This window comes from Streptomyces sp. NPDC050703, from assembly GCF_040654435.1.
Lineage (GTDB): Bacteria > Actinomycetota > Actinomycetes > Streptomycetales > Streptomycetaceae > Streptomyces.
Map to the genome: position 1 here is coordinate 290,826 of NZ_JBFAHX010000003.1, position 18,525 is coordinate 309,350.

An 18,525-nucleotide genomic window follows, 5' to 3' on the forward strand; every position below is an offset into this window, starting at 1 on the left:
TATGCGCGAGCGCAGCACAGGGATTCCGCGTGACCCCGCGCACATGACCGGGCGCCGAGGCCAAGATGGCGAGCACGCACATACCCCCGCGGCCCCGCCCCAAGTCCCGCCAACCGCGCCGCGCCCCGCGCCGCGCCCCGCGCCGCGCCCCGCGCCGCGCCCCGCGCCGCGCGTTTCCACGCCACGCGTCCTCGCGCCACGCGTGCCCGCACCACGCGCCCCCACGCCGCGCGTCCCCGCACGCCGCGCCCCCGCACCACTACCCCTCCACCCCTTGCCTGATGGACCGTCAGATACCACCATGGCCGCCAGTCCGACCGAGCGGAAGGTGGCGTTGGGCATGGGTGGATTCCGGCAAGGGCGGCTCGCGTACGGGATGCAGTTGCCCGTGCAGTCGCAGAGCTCCCTCTACGCCGAGCCCTGGGAGAGAACCGCAGGCCCGGACGACCTCGCCGAGGTCGCCCGCACAGCGGACCGCACCGGCTTCGCCTACCTCGCGGGATGCGACCACGTAGCCATCCCGCGCCGCCTCGCCGAAGCCATGAGCACCGTCTGGTACGACCCCGTCTCCACCCTCGCCTACCTCGCCGGCATCACACACACCGTCCACCTCATGGCCCACGTAGCCATCGTCGGCCTCCGCCACCCCCTGGCCACCGCCAAGCAGTACGCCACCCTCGACCACCTCAGTCACGGCCGCCTCATCCTCGGCGTCGGCGCGGGCCACGTACGGGAGGAGTTCGAGGCCCTGGGGGTCGACTTCGAGCAGCGGGGCCCGATCCTCGACGAGAGCGTCGACGCCCTGCGGGCGGCCCTCGGCCAGGACGAGTACCCCGCCCACCACGGCGAGCGCTTCCACTTCGAGGGGCTCGGCCAGCTTCCCCGCCCCGCCCAGCCCCGCGTCCCCCTGTGGATCGGCGGTTCCTCACCCGCGGCCCTCCGCAGGGCCGCGACCCGCGGTGACGGCTGGCTGCCCCAGGGCGACCCGAGGGACGAGCTGCCCGCGCAGATCGACAGGCTCAGGCGCCTGCGCGCGCAGGCGGAGATCGACGAGCCGATCATGATCGGCGCGATCACCGAGCCGCTGTACGTCGGCGAAGCCGCCTGGCCCGTGGGCCGCCGCACCCTCACCGGAAAACCGGACGTCCTCGCCGAGTCCCTGCGCGCCTACCGCGCGATGGGCGTCGACCAGATCCAGGTGCGCTTCCGCAGCCGCACCCGCACCGAACTCACGGACCAGATGACGGCGTTCGCCGCAGAAGTGGCCCCGCACCTGGACGACTGACGCCCGACGGCTGACGACTGACGCCCCACACCACCCGACACAAGGGAGCACGGCATGGGCAAGCTGGACGGCCGCGTGGTCATCGTCACCGGTGGCGCGCGCGGCCAGGGCGAGCAGGAGGCGCGGCTCTTCGCCGCCGAAGGGGCGAGGGTCGTCGTCGCCGACGTGCTGGACGACCAGGGCGAGGCCCTGGTTAAGGAGATCCAGGAGGAGCGAGGGAAGGGGGCGGCAACCTACATCCACCTGGACGTCGGACAGGAGACCGACTGGCAGGCAGCCGTCACCACCACCAAGGAGACCTACGGAAAGGTGGACGGCCTCGTCAACAACGCCGGCATCCTCCGCTTCAACGAACTGCTCAGCACCCCCCTCGCGGAGTTCGAGGAGATCATCCGGGTCAACCAGATCGGCTGCTTCCTCGGCATCCGCACCGCCGCCCCGGAGATGGCCGCCGCCGGAGGCGGCACCATCGTGAACACGGCCTCCTACACGGCCCTCACCGGCATGGCGTACGTGGGCGCGTACGCCGCCACCAAGCACGCGATCCTCGGTCTCACGAGGGTCGCCGCGCTCGAACTGGCCGGGCGGAACATCCGCGTCAACGCCGTCTGCCCGGGGGCCGTCGACACCCCCATGACGAACCCGGCGCAACTCGACCCCACCGCGGACCCGGAGGAGGCCAGGGCGGCGGTCGCGGGGCTCTACAAGAAGCTGGTGCCGCTCGGGCGGGTCGGCGCGCCCGAGGAGGTCGCGGCGCTCGCGCTGTTCCTGACCGGCGACGACTCCGCGTACATCACGGGCCAGCCCTTCGTCGTCGACGGCGGCTGGCTGGCGGGCGTCAGCGTCATCTGAGCGTGCCCCCGGGCGGGGCGCGGGCCCGGGCGGGGCGCGGGCCAGGCCGGCCGGGTGTCGGCCCTTGACGGTCCACGGCCCCGGTGGAACAGTCGACGCAGCACGATCTGACGGGCCGTCAGAAAGGGTCGTCGGACACGACAAGCGGCACAGCGGACCTCTTGAGGACGGTGAACCTCCTTGGAATTCGGTCTCTTCGTACAGGGATACGTGCCCGCCGCGCGGGCCCAGGTCGACCCCGAAGCCGAGCACAAGGCGTTGATCGAGGAGACCGAGTACGTCATCCAGGCGGACAAGTCGGGCTTCAAGTACGCCTGGGCCTCCGAGCACCACTTCCTGGAGGAGTACTCGCACCTCTCCGCCAACGACGTCTTCCTCGGATACCTCGCCCACGCCACCGACCGCATCCACCTCGGGTCCGGCATCTTCAACCCGCTCGCCCCCGTCAACCACCCGGTCAAGGTCGCCGAGAAGGTCGCGATGCTGGACCACCTCTCCGAGGGGCGCTTCGAGTTCGGCTCGGGGCGCGGCGCCGGGTCGCACGAGATCCTCGGCTTCATGCCGGGCGTCACCGACATGAACCACACCAAGGAACTCTGGGAGGAGACGATCGCGGAGTTCCCCAAGATGTGGCTCCAGGACGAGTACGCCGGCTTCCGGGGCAAGCACTGGTCCCTGCCGCCGCGCAAGATCCTGCCGAAGCCGTACGGGACGTCGCACCCGGCGATGTGGTACGCCGCCGGGTCCCCCTCCTCGTACGCGATGGCGGGGAAGAAGGGGCTCGGTGTGCTCGGGTTCAGTGTGCAGAAGGTGTCCGACATGGAGTGGGTCGTCGAGTCGTACAAGACGGCCGTGCGGGACGCCGAGCCGGTCGGCGCCTTCGTCAACGACAACGTCATGGTGACGTCCACGGCGATCTGCGCGGAGACGCACGCCAAGGCCGTGGAGATCGCGGTCGGCGGCGGCCTCAACTACCTCCAGTCGCTGCTGTTCCGCTACCACGACACGTTCCCGCGGCCCGAGGGCATTCCCGAGTGGCCCGAACTGCTCCCCGCGTACAGCGAGGAGATCATCGAGCTGCTCATCGCCGAGGAGCTGATGATCTGCGGTGACCCGGACGAGGTGCTGACGCAGTGCAAGCGGTGGGAGCAGGCGGGGGCCGACCAGCTCAGCTTCGGGCTGCCGATCGGGATCTCGCCCGAGGACACGAAGAACACGATCCGGCTGATCGGGGAGCACGTGATCCCGAAGATCGACACGGACCCTGTCCACCGGACCACGAGGTTCCGCCGGGCGGGGTGAAACGTTGATGCTCCCCGGCTTCCTCTCCCGGACGGAAGCCGGGGTCTTCGCCAGACGGGCTGGTCCCCGTGCTCCGGGGCTGGTTCCCCTGGCCGGGGCTGCGTCCCTGCGCATCGCCCTGCGGGCTCGTCCTCAAACGCCGGACGGGCTTGATCGTCGCCCTGCGGGCTCGTCCTCAAGCGCCGGACGGGCTTGATTGTCGGCCTGCGGGCTCGTCCTCAAGCGCCGGACGGGCTTGATTGTCGCCCTGCGGGCTCGTCCTCAAGCGCCGGACGGGCTTGATTGTCGCCCTGCGGGCTCGTCCTCAAGCGCCGGACGGGCTGTCAGGGCTCCGGCCGCGTTGGAGTGGTTCGGAAGACCGGGCGCCGACCGGCGACACCGTACTCCGGACCGGTGAGACGTAACCCGAGTCGTCCGCTTCCTGGAAGGGATCGTCCCGTCATGCTCGACCACCTCATCAAGGGCGCGACCGTCGTCGACGGGACCGGCGCCCCCGCCCATGTCGCCGATGTCGGGCTGCGGGACGGGCGGATCGCCGTCATCGCCGAGCCGGGGACCGTCGCCGAGGAGGCGCGGTCCGCGGAGGAGGCCCGGAGGCTCGTGCTCGCGCCCGGGTTCGTCGATCCGCATACGCACTACGACGCCCAGCTCTTCTGGGACCCGTACGCCACGCCGTCGCTCAACCACGGCGTGACGACCGTCGCCGGCGGCAACTGCGGGTTCACGCTGGCGCCACTGCACCCGGGGCGGCCCGAGGACGCCGACTACACGCGGCGGATGATGTCGAAGGTCGAGGGCATGTCGCTGGTCGCCCTCGAAGAGGGGGCGCCCTGGACGTGGAGCTCGTTCGGGGAGTACCTGGACGCCCTGGAGGGCCGCGTCGCCGTCAACGCGGGGTTCATGGTCGGGCACTGCGCCCTGCGGCGGTACGTCATGGGCGCGGACGCTGTCGGCGGGCAGCCCGGGCCCGCCCAGCTCGACGCCATGGTGCGGCTGCTGCACGAGGCGATGGACGCGGGCGCCTGGGGGCTGTCCACCACCCAGTCCTCTACGCACTCCGACGGCGACGGGCGGCCCGTGGCCTCCCGGCACGCCGGGCCCGAGGAACTGCTCGCGCTCTCCCGCGCCGTCGCCGAGCACGAGGGGACGCAGCTCGAAGCGATCGTCACCGGATGCCTCGACCAGTTCAGCGACGAGGAGATCGAGCTGTTCGTCGGGATGAGCGTGGCCGCCGGGCGCCCCCTGAACTGGAACGTGCTGACCATCGACGCCGCCGTCCCCGAGCGCGTGCCGCGCCAGCTCGCGGCCAGTGAACGGGCCAGGGACGCCGGGGGCCGCGTCGTCGCCCTCACGATGCCGATCCTCACGCCCATGAACATGTCGCTCGGCACGTTCTGCGCCCTCAACCTCATCCCCGGCTGGGGCGACGTCCTCGGCCTCCCCGTGCCCGAGCGGATCGCGCGGCTGCGCGACCCGGCGGTCCGCGCGGAGATGCTGCGGCGCGCGGACAGCAAGGAGGCGGGCGTCTTCCGGCGGCTCGCCCGCTTCGACCGGTACGTCATCGGGGACACGTACAGCGAGCGGAACCAGGGGCTCACCGGGCGCGTCGTCGGTGACATCGCGGCCGAGCGCGGGCAGGAGCCCTTCGCGTGCCTCGTCGAGATCTGCGCCGCCGACGAGCTGCGCACCGTGCTCTGGCCGATGCCCACCGACAACGACCCGGACTCCTGGGCGCTGCGCGCCGAGACCTGGCGGCACGAGGACGTGCTGCTCGGCGGCTCGGACGCGGGGGCGCACCTGGACCGCATGTGCGGGGCCCCGTACACGACCCGGTTCATCGGTGACTGCCTGCGCGGCCGGAAGCTGGTCGGTCTCGAGGAGGCGGTCAAGATGCTCACCGATGACCCCGCCCGGCTGTTCGGGCTGCGCGAGCGCGGCCGGATCGTCGAGGGGTTCCACGCCGACCTGGTCCTCTTCGACCCGGAGCGGATCGACGCGGGCAAGGCCACGCTCGTCCACGACCTGCCGGGCGCAAGCCCCCGCCTGGACTCCAGGGCCATCGGCGTCAGCGCGGTCTGGGTCAACGGTGTCGAGGCCATCCGCGAGGACGTCGTCACCGGAGCCGTGCCCGGCAGGATTCTGCGCTCGGGCCGCGACACCAGGACGGTGGGCACCAAGTGAGCGGTGGCCACGGCCCGCAGCGGCTGTTCATCGGCGGTGCGTGGGTGGAGCCCGACCACGGCCACCACGAGGTCGTCGACCCCGCGAGCGAAGAGGTCGTCGGCCTCGCGCCCGAGGCGAGCCGGGAGCAGGTGTACGCGGCGACCGCCGCGGCCCGCGAGGCCTTCGCGAGCTGGTCCCGCACCACTCCCGATGAGCGGTCCGCCCTCCTCGCCCGCGCCGCCTCGGTCATGCGGCGCGACAGCGAGGCGTCCGCCCGGCTCGCCCAGGCCGAGACCGGCGCGACGACCGCCACCGCGCGCGGTATGCAGGTCGCGGTGGCCGTCGCCCGTTTCGAGCGGTACGCGAAGGGCGCGCTCGAACCGCTGGAGACCGCCCTGCCGCCGCAGATCAACGCGGCCGGGCCGATGGGGAAGGCGGCCGTCGTCGGCGCGCTCGCCGTGCGGCAGCCGGTCGGCGTCGTCACGTGCGTCACCTCGTACAACAACCCCTGGGCGAACGCCGCGGGCAAGGTCGCGCCCGCGCTCGCCATGGGCAACACGGTGGTGGTCAAGCCCGCCCCGCAGGACCCGCTCTCCGTCTACCGGATGGCGGCGGCCCTGGAGGAGGCGGGCGTCCCGCCCGGCGTCGTCAACGTCGTCTCGGGCACCGACGTCGCCGTGGGCGAGGCGGCCGTCGGCTCCCCGGACGTCGACATGGTGAGCTTCACCGGGTCGACCGCCGTCGGGCAGCGCATCGGCGAGGTCTGCGGGCGCACGATGAAGCGCCAGCTCATGGAGTTGGGCGGCAAGGGCGCGGCGATCGTCCTCGACGACGCGGACCTGGACGTGGCGGTGGCCGGCATCGGCACCACCTTCTCCTTCTACAGCGGCCAGATCTGCACCGCCCCGACCCGCGTCATCGCCCAGCGGGCCGTGTACGAGCGGCTGCTCGCGAAGTTGGCCGCGTACATCGAGCACCTGCCGGTCGGCGACCCGCGGCAGCGCGGCACCGTCGTGGGGCCGGTCATCTCGGCGGCGCACCGCGAGCGGATCGAGGCGTACGTCGAGTCGGGCCGCAAGGAGGGCGCACGCGTGGCCGCGGGCGGCGAGCGCCCGACGGGGCCCGGCTCCGGCCGCGGCTTCTACGTCGCCCCGACGCTCCTCGCGGACTGCACCAGCGACATGCGGGTGGTCCGCGAGGAGATCTTCGGCCCGGTCGTCGCCGTCGTCCCGTTCGACGGCGACGACCCGAAGGACCCCGGGTCCGCCGAGGAGGCGGCGGTCGCCCTGGCCAACGACAGCGACTACGGCCTCGTCGACTACGTCTTCTCCGGCGACGTGGCCCGCGCCTTCCGCGTCGCCCGCCGCCTGCGGGCGGGTGGCGTCGGCGTCAACACGGTGGGCCGCAACATGGAGGCCCCGTTCGGCGGCTTCAAGCGGAGCGGCGTGGGCCGCGACGTCGGTTCGTACGCGCTCCACGCGTACAGCGAGACCCAGGCGATCGTCTGGCCGGGGTGAGGCGCGCCCCCGGCCGGACGGCGTCAGGCGCGGCCCAGGAACACCGGGTTGGTGAACGCGGCCAGCGGGCCGGGCAGGCCCGGGGTCGTCGCGGGGTGGCGGACCTCGGCGCGGACGTACGCCGCGTACGACGCGGTCGTCCGCCAGACCAGCGTGCCGTCGCCGGAGGCCGGCAGGGCGGGGCCGGTGTGCAGGACGCCCTGGTCGGTGACGAAGCGGGGGACGCAGCCGGGGGCGCCGCGCACGTCGAGGCGGACGGTCAGCGGGGCGTCGCGGTCGACGTCGAGGCGTTCGCCGATGCCCGCGTGCCCGCCCTTGCCGCCCGTCGCGGTGAAGGTGAGGGCGACGTCCTTGGACTCGGCCACGTACGCGTGCCCGCGGCGCAGCCCTTCGAGGATGGCCTCGCGGGTCAAGTCGTCGGCCAGGACCACCGTCTGGGGGCCGCCGACCGGGTCGGGCTCCCGGTGGGCGTCGCTGCTGCCCATCGCGGGAATCCAGGGCCGCCCGCCGCGTACGGAGGCGACGAGTTGACTGTCCCAGTCGGCGAGGGCCACCTCGTCGTCCGGGGTGTACGGGCCGTTCCATGCCTCGATCACGTCCGCCTCGCCGAAGCCGAACTTCCAGTTGCAGCCGACGCAGGTGGCGTGCGGGTGGGCGGGGACGACGAGGCCGCCGGCGTCGCGGATCTTCCGCGCGTACGTGCCGAAGCGGTTGTCGCGGGCGCGGTAGCGCCAGTCGATGAACGTGCCGGGGTCGGTGCCGAGGGCCACCACGTGGCCGTTGCGGGTGGTGACCTCCTCGCCGACCATGATCAGCAGGTCGTCGCCCGCGTGCTCGGCCCAGTGGGCGTGCGCCGAGTGGGTGTTGTGCTCGGAGCTGTTGATGAAGTCGAGCCCGGCGGCGCGCGCCGCCGCGGCGACCTCGGCGAGGGTGCGTCTGCCGTCGGAGTGGACGGAGTGCAGATGGCAGTCGCCCCGGTACCAGGCGCGGCCCCGGCCCCTGGCCCGCTCGGGCGGGTACACCGGCCTCGGGGTGGTGCCGGGCGCCCCGTAGGTGAGCGTGATCGTCACCTCGTAGGGGAGGCCGCCGGGGGCGACGGTGTACGGGCCGAGGGCGATGTGCCAGGTGCCGGCGCGGACGCGGCCCGGGATGTAGCCGGGGGTGGCGTCGTCGGCGCGGATGAAGAACTCCGTGCGGGCGCCGCCGGACCAGCCGCGGAAGCCGCGCCCGCCGAGGCCGGTGCCGCGCTCGTCGAAGACGCCGATGTCCAGGGCGTTGCCCTGGGTGCCCGCGGGCACGGACGGCCTCTCGTACGTGTAGGCGACGCGGAGTTCGCTGACGCCGTGCGGTACCTCGACGGGGAGGTAGACGAAGTCGGGGGCGCCCGGCGGCAGCGTGCCGCGGACGGTCCTCGTCTCCTTGCCGTCGGCCGGTGCGCGCCGCTCGGCGCCGCTGGCGAAGTTCACGGTGCCCAACGTAAGCGCGGCGGCGGCTCCCGTCACGAACAGTCCTCGCCGGTTCAGCGGCTGGTGTACGGCGTCCTGGCACATGCTGCGGCTCCCCAGGGTGTCGGTGGTGACGCGGGTGGTGCGTGCAACCCTGGTATTGAGCCGTGAACAGTGGCGCAAGGGAAGGTGATTGACGTACTCAGTCGGTGTGTCGGTTCTTCGGCCCGCCCCGGAGCGTCACGCCACAGCCATGGACCAACCGGCCGTCCGGGGATAGGAAGGCCCGAGGACGTGCCGCACCCCCCGAAGCCCCCGGAGGCACCCGTGCGCATCTCGGCCACGCTGTACCTGACGGACGGCACGATCGGCCCCGCCCGGCTCGGCCGTGAGCTGGAGGTGCGCGGCTTCGACGGCCTCTACGTGCCGGAGCACACGCACATCCCCGTGCCCCGCGAGACCGTCTACCCGGGCGGTGAGCTGCCGCCCGAGTGCGCCCGCATGCTCAGTCCCTTCGTGGCCCTCGCCCAGGCGGCGGCCGTCACGGAACGGATCACGCTCGGCACCAACATCGCCCTGGTCGCCCAGCACGACCCGATCGACCTGGCCAAGCAGGTCGCGACCCTCGACCACCTCTCGGGAGGCCGCGTCACGTTCGGCGTCGGCTACGGCTGGAACCGCGAGGAGGCCGAGGACCACGGGGTGCCGTGGCCGAGGCGGCGGGCCGTGGTGCGGGACAGGCTGGCGCTGATGCGGGCGCTCTGGGCGGACCGGCCCACGGAGTACGAGGGGGAGTTCGGCTCGGTGCGCTCCAGCGAGGTGCATCCGAAGCCGTCCCTGGCGCCGCGCGAGCGGCCGGGCAGGGCACCGCTGTACGGGCCGCGCACGCTGGTCGGCGGCGCCGCGGGACCGGGGCTCTTCGCGCACGTCGCGGAGTACGCCGACGGCTGGATGCCGATCGGCGGCAGCGGGCTGCGCGAGGCGCTGCCGGTGCTGCGCACGACGTGGGCGGAGGCGGGCCGCGACCCGGACGACCTGTACGTGGCGCTGACCGGGGTGGCCCCCGAGCCGGGCAAGCTCGCGCACTACGCGGAGCTGGGCGTCGACGAGGTGATCGTGCAGCTGCCCGCGGCCGGGGAGACGGAGGTCCGCCGTGCCCTGGACGGGATGCGGCACTGCGTGACCCCGCGGGAGTGAGACGTGGTGGAAAAAAGGGAGGGAAGTGCCTGTCCGTGTCAGGTGGGGCCGCTCGTATGCTCGGGGACATGACCAACAGCGCGCAGCGACCCGAGGCCGGACGACCCACCGCGAACGCCATGCGCCGCGCGCTCAGGCGGGCCAGGGACGGGGTCGCGCTCGACGTGACCGAGGCGGCCGTGCTGCTCCAGGCGCGCGGCGAGGACCTGGGCGACCTGGCGGCCTCCGCGGCGCGGGTGCGGGACGCGGGTCTGGAGGCGGCGGGGCGGCCCGGCGTCATCACGTACTCCAAGAGCGTGTTCATCCCGCTCACCCGGCTCTGCCGCGACAAGTGCCACTACTGCACGTTCGCGACCGTGCCCGGCAAGCTGCGCAGGGACGGCCACGGCATGTTCATGTCCCCGGACGAGGTCCTCGGCATCGCCCGGCGCGGCGCCGAACTCGGCTGCAAGGAGGCCCTGATCACCCTCGGCGACAAGCCGGAGGACCGGTGGCCGGAGGCCCGCGAGTGGCTGGAGGCCGAGGGGTACGACGACACCATCGCGTACGTCCGCGCCATCTCCATCCGCATCCTGGAGGAGACCGGGCTGCTGCCGCACCTCAACCCCGGCGTCCTGACCTGGACGGACTTCCAGCGGCTCAAGCCGGTCGCGCCCAGCATGGGGATGATGCTGGAGACGACCGCCGAGCGGCTGTGGAGCGAGCCGGGCATGCCGCACCACGGCTCGCCCGACAAGGAGCCCGCCGTGCGGCTGCGGGTCCTGGAGGACGCCGGACGCTCCTCCGTGCCGTTCACCAGCGGACTGCTCATCGGGATCGGCGAGACGTACGAGGAGCGCGCCGACTCGCTGTTCGCGCTGCGGCGGGTGGCGCGGGCGTACCACGGCGTCCAGGAGCTGATCATCCAGAACTTCCGCGCCAAGCCGGACACGGCGATGCGCGGCATGCCCGACGCGGAGATCGACGACCTCGTCGCGACCATCGCCGTCGCCCGGCACATCATGGGTCCCTCGGGGAACATCCAGGCGCCGCCGAACCTCATCGCGGGCGAGTACGAGCGGCTCATCGGGGCGGGGATCGACGACTGGGGCGGCGTCTCGCCCGTCACCATCGACCACGTCAACCCCGAGAAGCCCTGGCCGCGGGTGGCGGAGCTGGCCGAGCGGTCCGCGGCGGCCGGCTTCACACTGGCCGAACGGCTCTGCGTCTACCCCGAGTTCGTGCGGCGCGGCGAGCCGTGGCTCGACCCCCGCCTCCTGCCGCACCTGCGGGCCCTCGCCGACCCGGAGACCGGCCTCGCGCGCCCCGACGCGGTGGTCGAGGGCCACCCCTGGCAGGAGCCCGACGAGGGGTACGTGGCCTCGGCGGGCCGCACCGACCTGCACCGCACCATCGACACGGAGGGGCGCACCAGCGACCGGCGCGACGACTTCGACGAGGTGTACGGCGACTGGGATGCGCTGCGGGAGCGCGCGGCGCCCGGCATGGTGCCCTCCCGCATCGACGGCGACGTCCGCGCGGCCCTGAAGCAGGCCGCCGACGACCCGACGAAGCTCACCGACGACGAGGCGCTGGCGCTGCTGCACGCCGACGGGCCCGCGCTCGACGCGCTCTGCGGCGTCGCCGACGACATCCGCAGGACGGTCAGCGGCGACGACGTCACGTACATCGTCACCAGGAACATCAACTTCACCAACGTCTGCTACACCGGCTGCCGCTTCTGCGCCTTCGCGCAGCGCAGGACCGACGCCGACGCCTACACGCTCTCCCTCGACCAGGTCGCCGACCGCGCCGAGCAGGCGTGGGGCGTCGGGGCGGTCGAGGTGTGCATGCAGGGCGGCATCCACCCCGACCTGCCGGGCACCGCCTACTTCGACATCGCGCGGGCCGTGAAGGAGCGCGTGCCGGGCATGCACGTGCACGCGTTCTCGCCGATGGAGGTCGTCAACGGCGCGACCAGGACCGGTCTGTCGATACGGGAATGGCTCACCGCCGCCAAGGAGGCGGGGCTCGACTCCATCCCGGGGACGGCCGCCGAGATCCTCGACGACGAGGTCCGCTGGGTCCTCACCAAGGGCAAGCTGCCGACGGCCACCTGGATCGAGGTCATCGAGACCGCCCACGAACTCGGCATCAGGTCCTCGTCCACGATGATGTACGGGCACGTGGACCAGCCGCGGCACTGGCTCGGCCACTTCCGCACGCTGGCGGCCGTCCAGCGCAGGGCGCTCGACAAGGGCGTCGACGGCTTCACGGAGTTCGTGACGCTGCCGTTCATCCACACCAACGCGCCCGTCTACCTCGCGGGCATCGCCCGCCCCGGGCCGACCACCCGCGACAACCGGGCGGTGACGGCCATGGCGCGGGTGCTGCTGCACCCGTACATCCCCAACATCCAGACGAGCTGGGTGAAGCTGGGGCAGGAGGGCGCCGCCGAGATGCTCAGGTCGGGCGCCAACGACCTGGGCGGGACGCTGATGGAGGAGACCATCTCCCGCATGGCGGGCTCCCGTTACGGCTCCTACCGGTCCATCGAGGACCTCGTGGCCATCGCGGAGGCGGCGGGCCGGCCCGCGAAGCCGCGGACGACGCTGTACGGGGAGGTGCCCGAGGAGCGGCAGCGGGCCGCCGCCGCCTCGGACGGCCACCTGCCGGAGCTGCTGCCACTGGCGGACTGAGAGCCCGTGCCCGGCCGGGCGGCGCGGCGGGTCAGCCGACCAGGGTCCGGCCGAAGTGGGTGCCCGTCCACTTGATCACCGTGCCGTCCGAGCCGTGCTCGGGGGCGCCGAGCGCCGCGGGGCCGAAGGACGCCACGCGGCGCGGGCCGATGCGGGGCCCCGGCCCGGAGGACGTGCCGTTCAGGACCCATGCGGCGCCCGCGTCGGGGGCGGCACCGTCCTCGCCGGGGGCGCCCACCGCCAGCTCGGGCCGGCGGTCGCCGGTCATGTCGGTCAGGAGCAGCGCGCTGCCGAAGCCGTCCCCGGGCTCGCCCGTGCCCGGCATCCCCGGCGTGTCCTGGCCGAAGGAGCGCGCGCCCGCGCCGGTCAGACCGGTGGGTGAGCCGAAGAGCAGGACCACGCCGCCCCTGCCGCCGTCCTCGCCGGGTACGCCGACCGCGACGTCCGCCCACCCGTCGTCGTCGACGTCGCCCGCCGCGAGCGCGGAGCCGAACTGGTCGCCCTCCGCGCCGGTGCCGGGAACGCCCGCGGTCTCCTGGTCGATCACGGCCGCCTCGCGCCCCGGGCCCGACGGCGAGCCGCGCAGGACGCGGATCTCGCCCTCGTCGTGCTCCGCGGACTCCGATACGGCCCCGAGCTCGCGGACGACGAGGTCGCCGTACCCGTCGCCGTCGACGTCGCCCACGGTGCCGGTGCCGTTGTAGGTGTTCAGCTCCTTCGGCTCGCGGGCGAGCCCCGCCGCGCCTCCCGCGAAGAAGTAGCCGCGGTACTGCATCTCCTCGAAGCCCTGGCCGGTGACCACGTCGTCGCGGCCGTCGCCGGTGAGGTCGCCGACGGTGACCGTCCGGGGCACGTCGGAGTCGCCCCAGGCCCTCTCCGGCGCGGAGCCCTTCCTGCTCGGCTTCCCCGAGCGGTCGAAGGGCCCGTACGAGACGGCCAGGTCCGCCGCGAGCAGGTCGGCGTGGCCGTCCCCGTCGAAGTCGCCGCCCCGGACCCCGCCGACGGCGAGCGTGCCGCCGGTGCGCAGCCCTCGGGGCGAGCCCCACAGCACGGTCCTGCCGAGCGCGAGGTCGGTGAAGCCGTCACCGTCGAGGTCGCGGGCCACGGCGTCGGTGCCGAACTGCTCCTCGCGCGCCGCGAGATCGCCGAGCGGCCCCTCGGCGGCGCGGTCGACGACCTGCGGGCGGCGCAGGTCGGGCCCCGCCGCCGAGCCGTGGACGACGGAGACGGAGCCCGCGAGCCGCACACCGCCGGCCGTGCTGAGCCGGGCGGGGACGACGAGGTCGGCGTGCCCGTCCCCGTCGAAGTCCGTGACGACCCGCTTGCCGTGCGCCTTCGCGGGCCCCTCGGGCGGCCGGCCCGTGTCACGGCCGAGGACGACGGCGCCCGCGGCCAGCGCGACCGCCACGCACACCGCGCCCGCCCACCGGGCCGCGCGGCGCCGGCGGGGGCGAAGGGCCCGCACGGGCGGCCGGTCCCGGTGGACGGGCACGCGGTCGACGGGCATGCGGTGCTCCTCGGGGAGGGTGGCGGGACGCGGGACAGCCTCTGCCTGCGGCACCTGGGGCGTGTGGCGGAAGTCCCGCCTGTCCGGCGGGCGGACGACGCCGCTTTCGCAACGCGCCCTAGCGCGCCAGCGCGCTGCCGAACTGCACGCCGCCCTTTTCCCTGGCGCCGATCGCCGCCGGGCCGAACGAGTCGATGCCGGTGGTGGTCAGGCCGTTCGCGGTGCCGCGCAGGTGCCAGACCGCGCCGGAGTCGGCGTAGGTGCCGTCCTCGCCGGGCGCGCCCACGGTCAGGTCGGCCTTGCCGTCCTTGCCGGTGTCCGAGAGCAGGACGGTGCCGCCGAACTTGTCGCCCTTCTCGGAGGCGCCGGGGACACCGGCCTTGGACTGGTCGAAGGCCTGCGCGCCGGTGCCGGTCAGGCCGGTGCGGGAGCCCTTGAGGAGGACGACGCTGCCGGCGTCGGCGGTCGTGCCGATGTCCTCGTGGGGGACGCCGATGGCCACGTCCGCGTAACCGTCGCCGTTCACGTCGCCCGCGCTGACGGCGGTGCCGAACTCGTCGCCCTCCTCACCGACGCCGGGGACGCCCACGGTGTCCTGGGTGATCTTCGTGGTGCGGTCCGAGAGGCCGGACGCCGCGCCGTAGCGGACGAGGACCGTGCCCTTCTGGTACGGCATGTCCTCGAAGTTGCCGCCGATGTCGCGGGTGACGAAGTCGCCGTAGCCGTCGCCGTCGACGTCCGCGACCGCGCCGCCGAGGGAGGGCGCGAGCTTCTGCGAGGTGGTGGCCACGCCGTTCTTGCCGCCCTTCCACAGCTGGCTCTTGTGCGCCGCCTCCTCGAAGCCGTGGCTGGTGACGATGTCGTCGGCGCCGTCGCCCGTCACGTCGCCCGCGACGAAGTCGCCGGGGCCGAAGGTCTGGCTCGTGACGACCTGCTGGGTGCTCGCGGCCCTGCCGTCCCGCTTGAAGGGCCCGTACGCGATGGTCATGCCCTCGTCGTCGTTGTCCATCGGGTCCTCGGGCTCCGGGTACTCGGCCGTGACGAGGTCGCCCTTGCCGTCGCCGTTGAAGTCGCCGGCGGTGACGCCGGCGCCGTTCGAGTCCAGCGTGGAGCTGCCCGAACCGGTCAGGCCCTGGGCGGAGCCCCACAGCACGACGGGCTTCTTGCCGCCGGTGACCACGAGGTCGGTGTAGCCGTCACCGTCGAGGTCGGCCGCGGCGGTCCGGTTGCCGAAGTGCCCGCCGTCCGCGGAGGAGCCGGGCACCCCGGCCGTGGCGCGGCTGATGGTGACGGCGTTCGCCTTGTCGGGACCGTTCGCCGAGCCGTACACGAGGGAGACGCTGCCGGGCACGTCGCTGTCGTACGCGCCCGGGGCCGAGATGGCGAGGTCTGCGTATCCGTCCTTGTTGAAGTCGACGACCGGGGCCTTGGCGGCGCGCGGGGCGGCTGACGCGCTGCCGGTGGCGGCCAGGGCGAGCGGGGCGGTGAGAGAGGCGACCGCCACGGCGGTGATGAGACTGCGGCGCACGTGCTTGTCCTCCTGTGGGGAAAGTGTGTGACACAGCTTCAGACGCCCGTTCCGCGAATTCGGTTGTACACCGCAGAGACTTTTTGGGGGCAACGTGCGGTAACCGTCCGTTCACGGGGCACTTCCCGTCGCATCTGCGAAGCTTCCGTGAACGCCTTCCAAAAGCCGCCTCAAGGGCGACTCTTCGCATACCACTTGACGTCCGAACCGATCGTTCGCAGTCGATTACAGTGCTGCGCAGTCGCAACCGGTCGAGGCACGGAGGGAGGTCCCGGTGGGCACTGCAGCAGCCACCGGTGTCTGGGGCCGCGCCGAGCAGCAGAACTTCCGCAGCCGGGTGCGGGGCACGCTCCTCGGGGCCGCCGTCGGCGACGCCTTCGGGGCACCCGTCGACGGGCTCTCCCTGGACGCCATCCGCGCGGAGCACGGCGCGGATGGCCTGGTCGACCCCGTGCCCGCGTACGGCAGGCGCGGCGCGGTCACCGCCGCCACCCAGCTCACCCTCTTCACGGTCGACGGGCTGATACGCGCCCAGGTGCGGCGCGACACCGGGGCCTGGCACCCGCCGACGGACCTGCACCGCGCCTACCGCCGCTGGGCCGCGACGCAGAGCGACTGGGGCCCGGACGAGCGGCGCGAGGAGGACGGCTGGCTGGCCCGCGAGGAGTGGCTGTACGCGCGCCGCGGCCCGTCCCGCGCCTGCCTCCTCGGCCTCGGCAACGACGTCATGGGCACCCTGGAGGCCCCCAAGAACCCCGGCGAGCGCGGCCCCGAGGCCGCCGTCAGGTCCGCGCCCTTCGGGCTGCTCGTCGGCTGGGAGCCGCAGCTCGTGCTCCAGCTCGCCGTCGAGTGCGCCGCCCAGACCCACGGCCACCCCGCCGCGTGCCTGGCGGCGGGCGCCCACTCCGTCATCCTGCACGGCCTCGCGCGCGGGGAGTCCCTGGACGGGGCGATCCAGCGGGCCCTGGCCCTGCTGGCCTCGCGTCCGGGCCGGGAGCCCGTCACGGACGCCCTGCGGCACGCCCTGGGCGCCGTACGCCAGGGCATGCCCACGGCGGCCCGGGTGGAGGAGCTGCTCGGTGACGGGGCCGCCGAGGGTGCGCTCGCCGTCGCGGCGTACTGCGCCCTGGTCGGCGAGGACATCCGCCACGGGGTGCGGCTCGCCGTCAACCACGGCGGGCCCTCGTCGGCGACGGGCGCGCTCACCGGGGCCCTGCTCGGCGCGCTGCACGGGGAGACGGCGCTGCCGCCCGGCTGGCTCACGGAGCTGGAGGGCCGGGCGACGATCCTGGAGCTGGCGGACGACTTCGCGATGGAGATGACCCAGGGCCCCGCTCTGCACGGCCCCGCGGCCTCCTCCCCCGGCTGGCTCGCCCGCTACCCCCGCGCCTGATCAGTCCTTCACGGGGGTGCCCACCGCGCCGTCCCGCGGCTCGGCGGGCGAGGGGACGGCCGCCGCGGCGCCTTCCGGTCCGTCGTCGTCGGTGTTGATGCGCTCGATGAGCGCGTCCCGCTCCGGGGTGTCCTCCGGCTTCACGTGACCGATGACGATGTAGAGGACCAGCGAGACCGCCAGCGGGATGGACACCTGGTACTGGAGGGCGACGCCGCCGTCGATGGCGTCGTTGATCGGGTAGTTGACCAGGTAGAAGGCGAACAGTCCGGCCGCCCAGCCGGTGAGGGCCGCGGTCGGTCCCGACCTGCGGAAGGTGCGCAGCAGGCCCAGCATCATCGGGATCGCGATGGGGCCCATGAGGCCGGCGACCCACTTGATGACGACGGTGATGATGTCCTTGAAGGCCGGCGAGTTCACCTGTGTGGCGACCGCCATCGACAGGGCGAGGAAGACGACGGTGGTCAGCCGGGCGGCGATCAGGCCCTTCCGCTCGCTCCACGCCCGGGCCCGCGCGGAGAACGCGGGCGCCACGTCACGGGTGAAGACGGCGGCGATGGCGTTGGCGTCGGAGGAGCACATCGCCATGGTGTGCGAGAAGAAGCCGACGATGACCAGGCCGAGCAGGCCGTGCGGCAGGAGCTGCTCCGTCATCAGCGCGTACGCGTCCGAGCCGTCGGGCTTCTCGGCGTCGACGAGCAGCGGCGACATCCACATGGGGAAGAAGAGGACGAGGGGCCAGACCAGCCAGAGGATCGCGGAGAGCTTCGCGGAGCGCGCGGCCTCCTTGGCGTTCGCGGTCGCCATGTAGCGCTGCGCCTGGTTGAGCATGCCGCCGTTGTACTCGAAGAGCTTGATGAAGAGGAAGGCGAGCAGGAAGACCGTGCCGTACGGGCCGACCAGCGGCTTTCCGTGTCCGGCCAGCTCCGGTTCGTCCCAGACGCCGAAGAACCCGCCGAACTCGCCCAGCTCGGCGACGACCGCCACGAACATGGCGATTCCGGCCAGGAGCTGGATGACGAACTGGCCGAGTTCGGTCAGCGCGTCGGCCCACAGGCCGCCGATGGTGCAGTAGATGGCGGTGACGACGCCGGTGATCAGGATGCCCTGGTTGAGGGAGGCGCCCGTGAACACCGAGAGCAGCGTCGCGATGGCGGCCCACTTGGCGCCGACGTCCACGATCTTGAGCAGCATCCCCGACCAGGCGAGGGCCTGCTGGGTCTTGAGGTTGTAGCGGGTCTTGAGGTATTCGAGCGGCGATGCCACGTGCAGCCGTGAGCGCAGCCGGTTGATGCGGGGCGCGAAGAGGCGGGCGCCGATGGCGATGCCGAGCGCGATGGGGAACGACCAGGTGACGAAGGACGTCACGCCGTAGGTGTACGCGATGCCGGCGTAGCCGGTGAACATCACCGCGCTGTAGCCGGACATGTGGTGCGAGATGCCCGACAGCCACCAGGGCATCTTTCCGCCGGCCGTGAAGAAGTCGCTGACGTTGTCGACCCGCTTGTGGGACCACACGCCGATCGCGACCATCACGCCGAAGTAGCCGATGAGCACGGCCCAGTCGAGACTGTTCATATGGCCCTCCAGGGGTCCGCCTGGTGAACTGCGCATGCATGGCTCGCACTCCGCCGGTACCGGCCGACGGGACCATGAAC

General features: G+C 73.2%; 12 protein-coding genes. 8 read left to right on the forward strand and 4 right to left on the reverse strand.

The window, feature by feature from the left end; all coding sequences use genetic code 11:
* Positions 1-340: 340 nt before the first annotated feature.
* The 5 genes from AB0I16_RS04570 (at position 341) to AB0I16_RS04590 (ending at position 7,119) form a co-directional block, all read left to right on the forward strand.
* Positions 341-1,285 (forward strand): LLM class F420-dependent oxidoreductase, encoded by a 945-nt coding sequence (locus tag AB0I16_RS04570; protein ID WP_363247886.1) that lies wholly within the window; start codon positions 341-343, stop codon positions 1,283-1,285.
* 54 nt (positions 1,286-1,339) lie between these two features.
* Positions 1,340-2,137 (forward strand): SDR family NAD(P)-dependent oxidoreductase, encoded by a 798-nt coding sequence (locus tag AB0I16_RS04575; protein WP_363247836.1) that lies wholly within the window; start codon positions 1,340-1,342, stop codon positions 2,135-2,137.
* 180 nt (positions 2,138-2,317) lie between these two features.
* A complete protein-coding gene (locus AB0I16_RS04580; RefSeq protein WP_363247837.1) occupies positions 2,318-3,439 on the forward strand; it encodes an LLM class flavin-dependent oxidoreductase in 1,122 nt (373 codons plus the stop codon).
* Between the two features lie 441 nt (positions 3,440-3,880).
* Positions 3,881-5,620: a D-aminoacylase gene (locus AB0I16_RS04585; protein WP_363247838.1), complete on the forward strand. Its 1,740-nt coding sequence runs from the start codon at positions 3,881-3,883 to the stop codon at positions 5,618-5,620.
* Positions 5,617-7,119, forward strand: a complete 1,503-nt coding sequence (locus tag AB0I16_RS04590) for an aldehyde dehydrogenase family protein (protein WP_363247839.1) — start codon at positions 5,617-5,619, stop codon at positions 7,117-7,119. Before AB0I16_RS04585 ends, AB0I16_RS04590 begins: the two co-directional genes overlap by 4 nt.
* Before the next feature lie 23 nt (positions 7,120-7,142).
* Here the strand turns inward: AB0I16_RS04590 and AB0I16_RS04595 are convergent, their stop codons facing one another.
* Positions 7,143-8,669, reverse strand: a complete 1,527-nt coding sequence (locus AB0I16_RS04595; RefSeq protein ID WP_363247840.1) for a CehA/McbA family metallohydrolase — start codon at positions 8,667-8,669, stop codon at positions 7,143-7,145.
* A 222-nt stretch (positions 8,670-8,891) separates the two neighbouring features.
* Between AB0I16_RS04595 and AB0I16_RS04600 the strand changes: the two genes are divergently transcribed.
* Both AB0I16_RS04600 and AB0I16_RS04605 read left to right on the forward strand, forming a co-directional pair.
* Positions 8,892-9,761, forward strand: a complete 870-nt coding sequence (locus AB0I16_RS04600) for an LLM class F420-dependent oxidoreductase (RefSeq protein ID WP_363247887.1) — start codon at positions 8,892-8,894, stop codon at positions 9,759-9,761.
* Positions 9,762-9,817: 56 nt separating this feature from the next.
* Complete coding sequence (locus tag AB0I16_RS04605; RefSeq protein WP_363247841.1) at positions 9,818-12,439, forward strand: bifunctional FO biosynthesis protein CofGH; 2,622 nt, start codon at positions 9,818-9,820, stop codon at positions 12,437-12,439.
* Positions 12,440-12,470: 31 nt separating this feature from the next.
* Here the strand turns inward: AB0I16_RS04605 and AB0I16_RS04610 are convergent, their stop codons facing one another.
* Positions 12,471-13,946, reverse strand: coding sequence for an FG-GAP and VCBS repeat-containing protein (locus AB0I16_RS04610; protein ID WP_363247842.1), 1,476 nt, complete (start codon positions 13,944-13,946; stop codon positions 12,471-12,473).
* 118 nt (positions 13,947-14,064) lie between these two features.
* Complete coding sequence (locus AB0I16_RS04615; protein ID WP_363247843.1) at positions 14,065-15,474, reverse strand: FG-GAP-like repeat-containing protein; 1,410 nt, start codon at positions 15,472-15,474, stop codon at positions 14,065-14,067.
* A 274-nt stretch (positions 15,475-15,748) separates the two neighbouring features.
* Between AB0I16_RS04615 and AB0I16_RS04620 the strand changes: the two genes are divergently transcribed.
* A complete protein-coding gene (locus AB0I16_RS04620) occupies positions 15,749-16,867 on the forward strand; it encodes an ADP-ribosylglycohydrolase family protein (protein WP_363247844.1) in 1,119 nt (372 codons plus the stop codon).
* Here AB0I16_RS04620 and AB0I16_RS04625 read toward each other — a convergent pair whose 3' ends face one another.
* Entirely contained in the window at positions 16,868-18,445 is a 1,578-nt protein-coding gene (locus tag AB0I16_RS04625; protein WP_363247845.1) for a sodium:solute symporter family protein, read from the reverse strand. It lies immediately after the preceding gene.
* Between the last annotated feature and the right edge of the window lie 80 nt (positions 18,446-18,525).

Coding starts and splice junctions, on each gene's coding strand:
- AB0I16_RS04570 (WP_363247886.1), top strand. CDS start 341: ATGGGTGGATTCCGGCAAGGGCGGCTCGCGTACGGGATGCAGTTGCCC.
- AB0I16_RS04575 (WP_363247836.1), top strand. CDS start 1,340: ATGGGCAAGCTGGACGGCCGCGTGGTCATCGTCACCGGTGGCGCGCGC.
- AB0I16_RS04585 (WP_363247838.1), top strand. CDS start 3,881: ATGCTCGACCACCTCATCAAGGGCGCGACCGTCGTCGACGGGACCGGC.
- AB0I16_RS04595 (WP_363247840.1), bottom strand. CDS start 8,669: ATGTGCCAGGACGCCGTACACCAGCCGCTGAACCGGCGAGGACTGTTC.
- AB0I16_RS04605 (WP_363247841.1), top strand. CDS start 9,818: ATGCTCGGGGACATGACCAACAGCGCGCAGCGACCCGAGGCCGGACGA.
- AB0I16_RS04610 (WP_363247842.1), bottom strand. CDS start 13,946: ATGCCCGTCGACCGCGTGCCCGTCCACCGGGACCGGCCGCCCGTGCGG.
- AB0I16_RS04625 (WP_363247845.1), bottom strand. CDS start 18,445: ATGAACAGTCTCGACTGGGCCGTGCTCATCGGCTACTTCGGCGTGATG.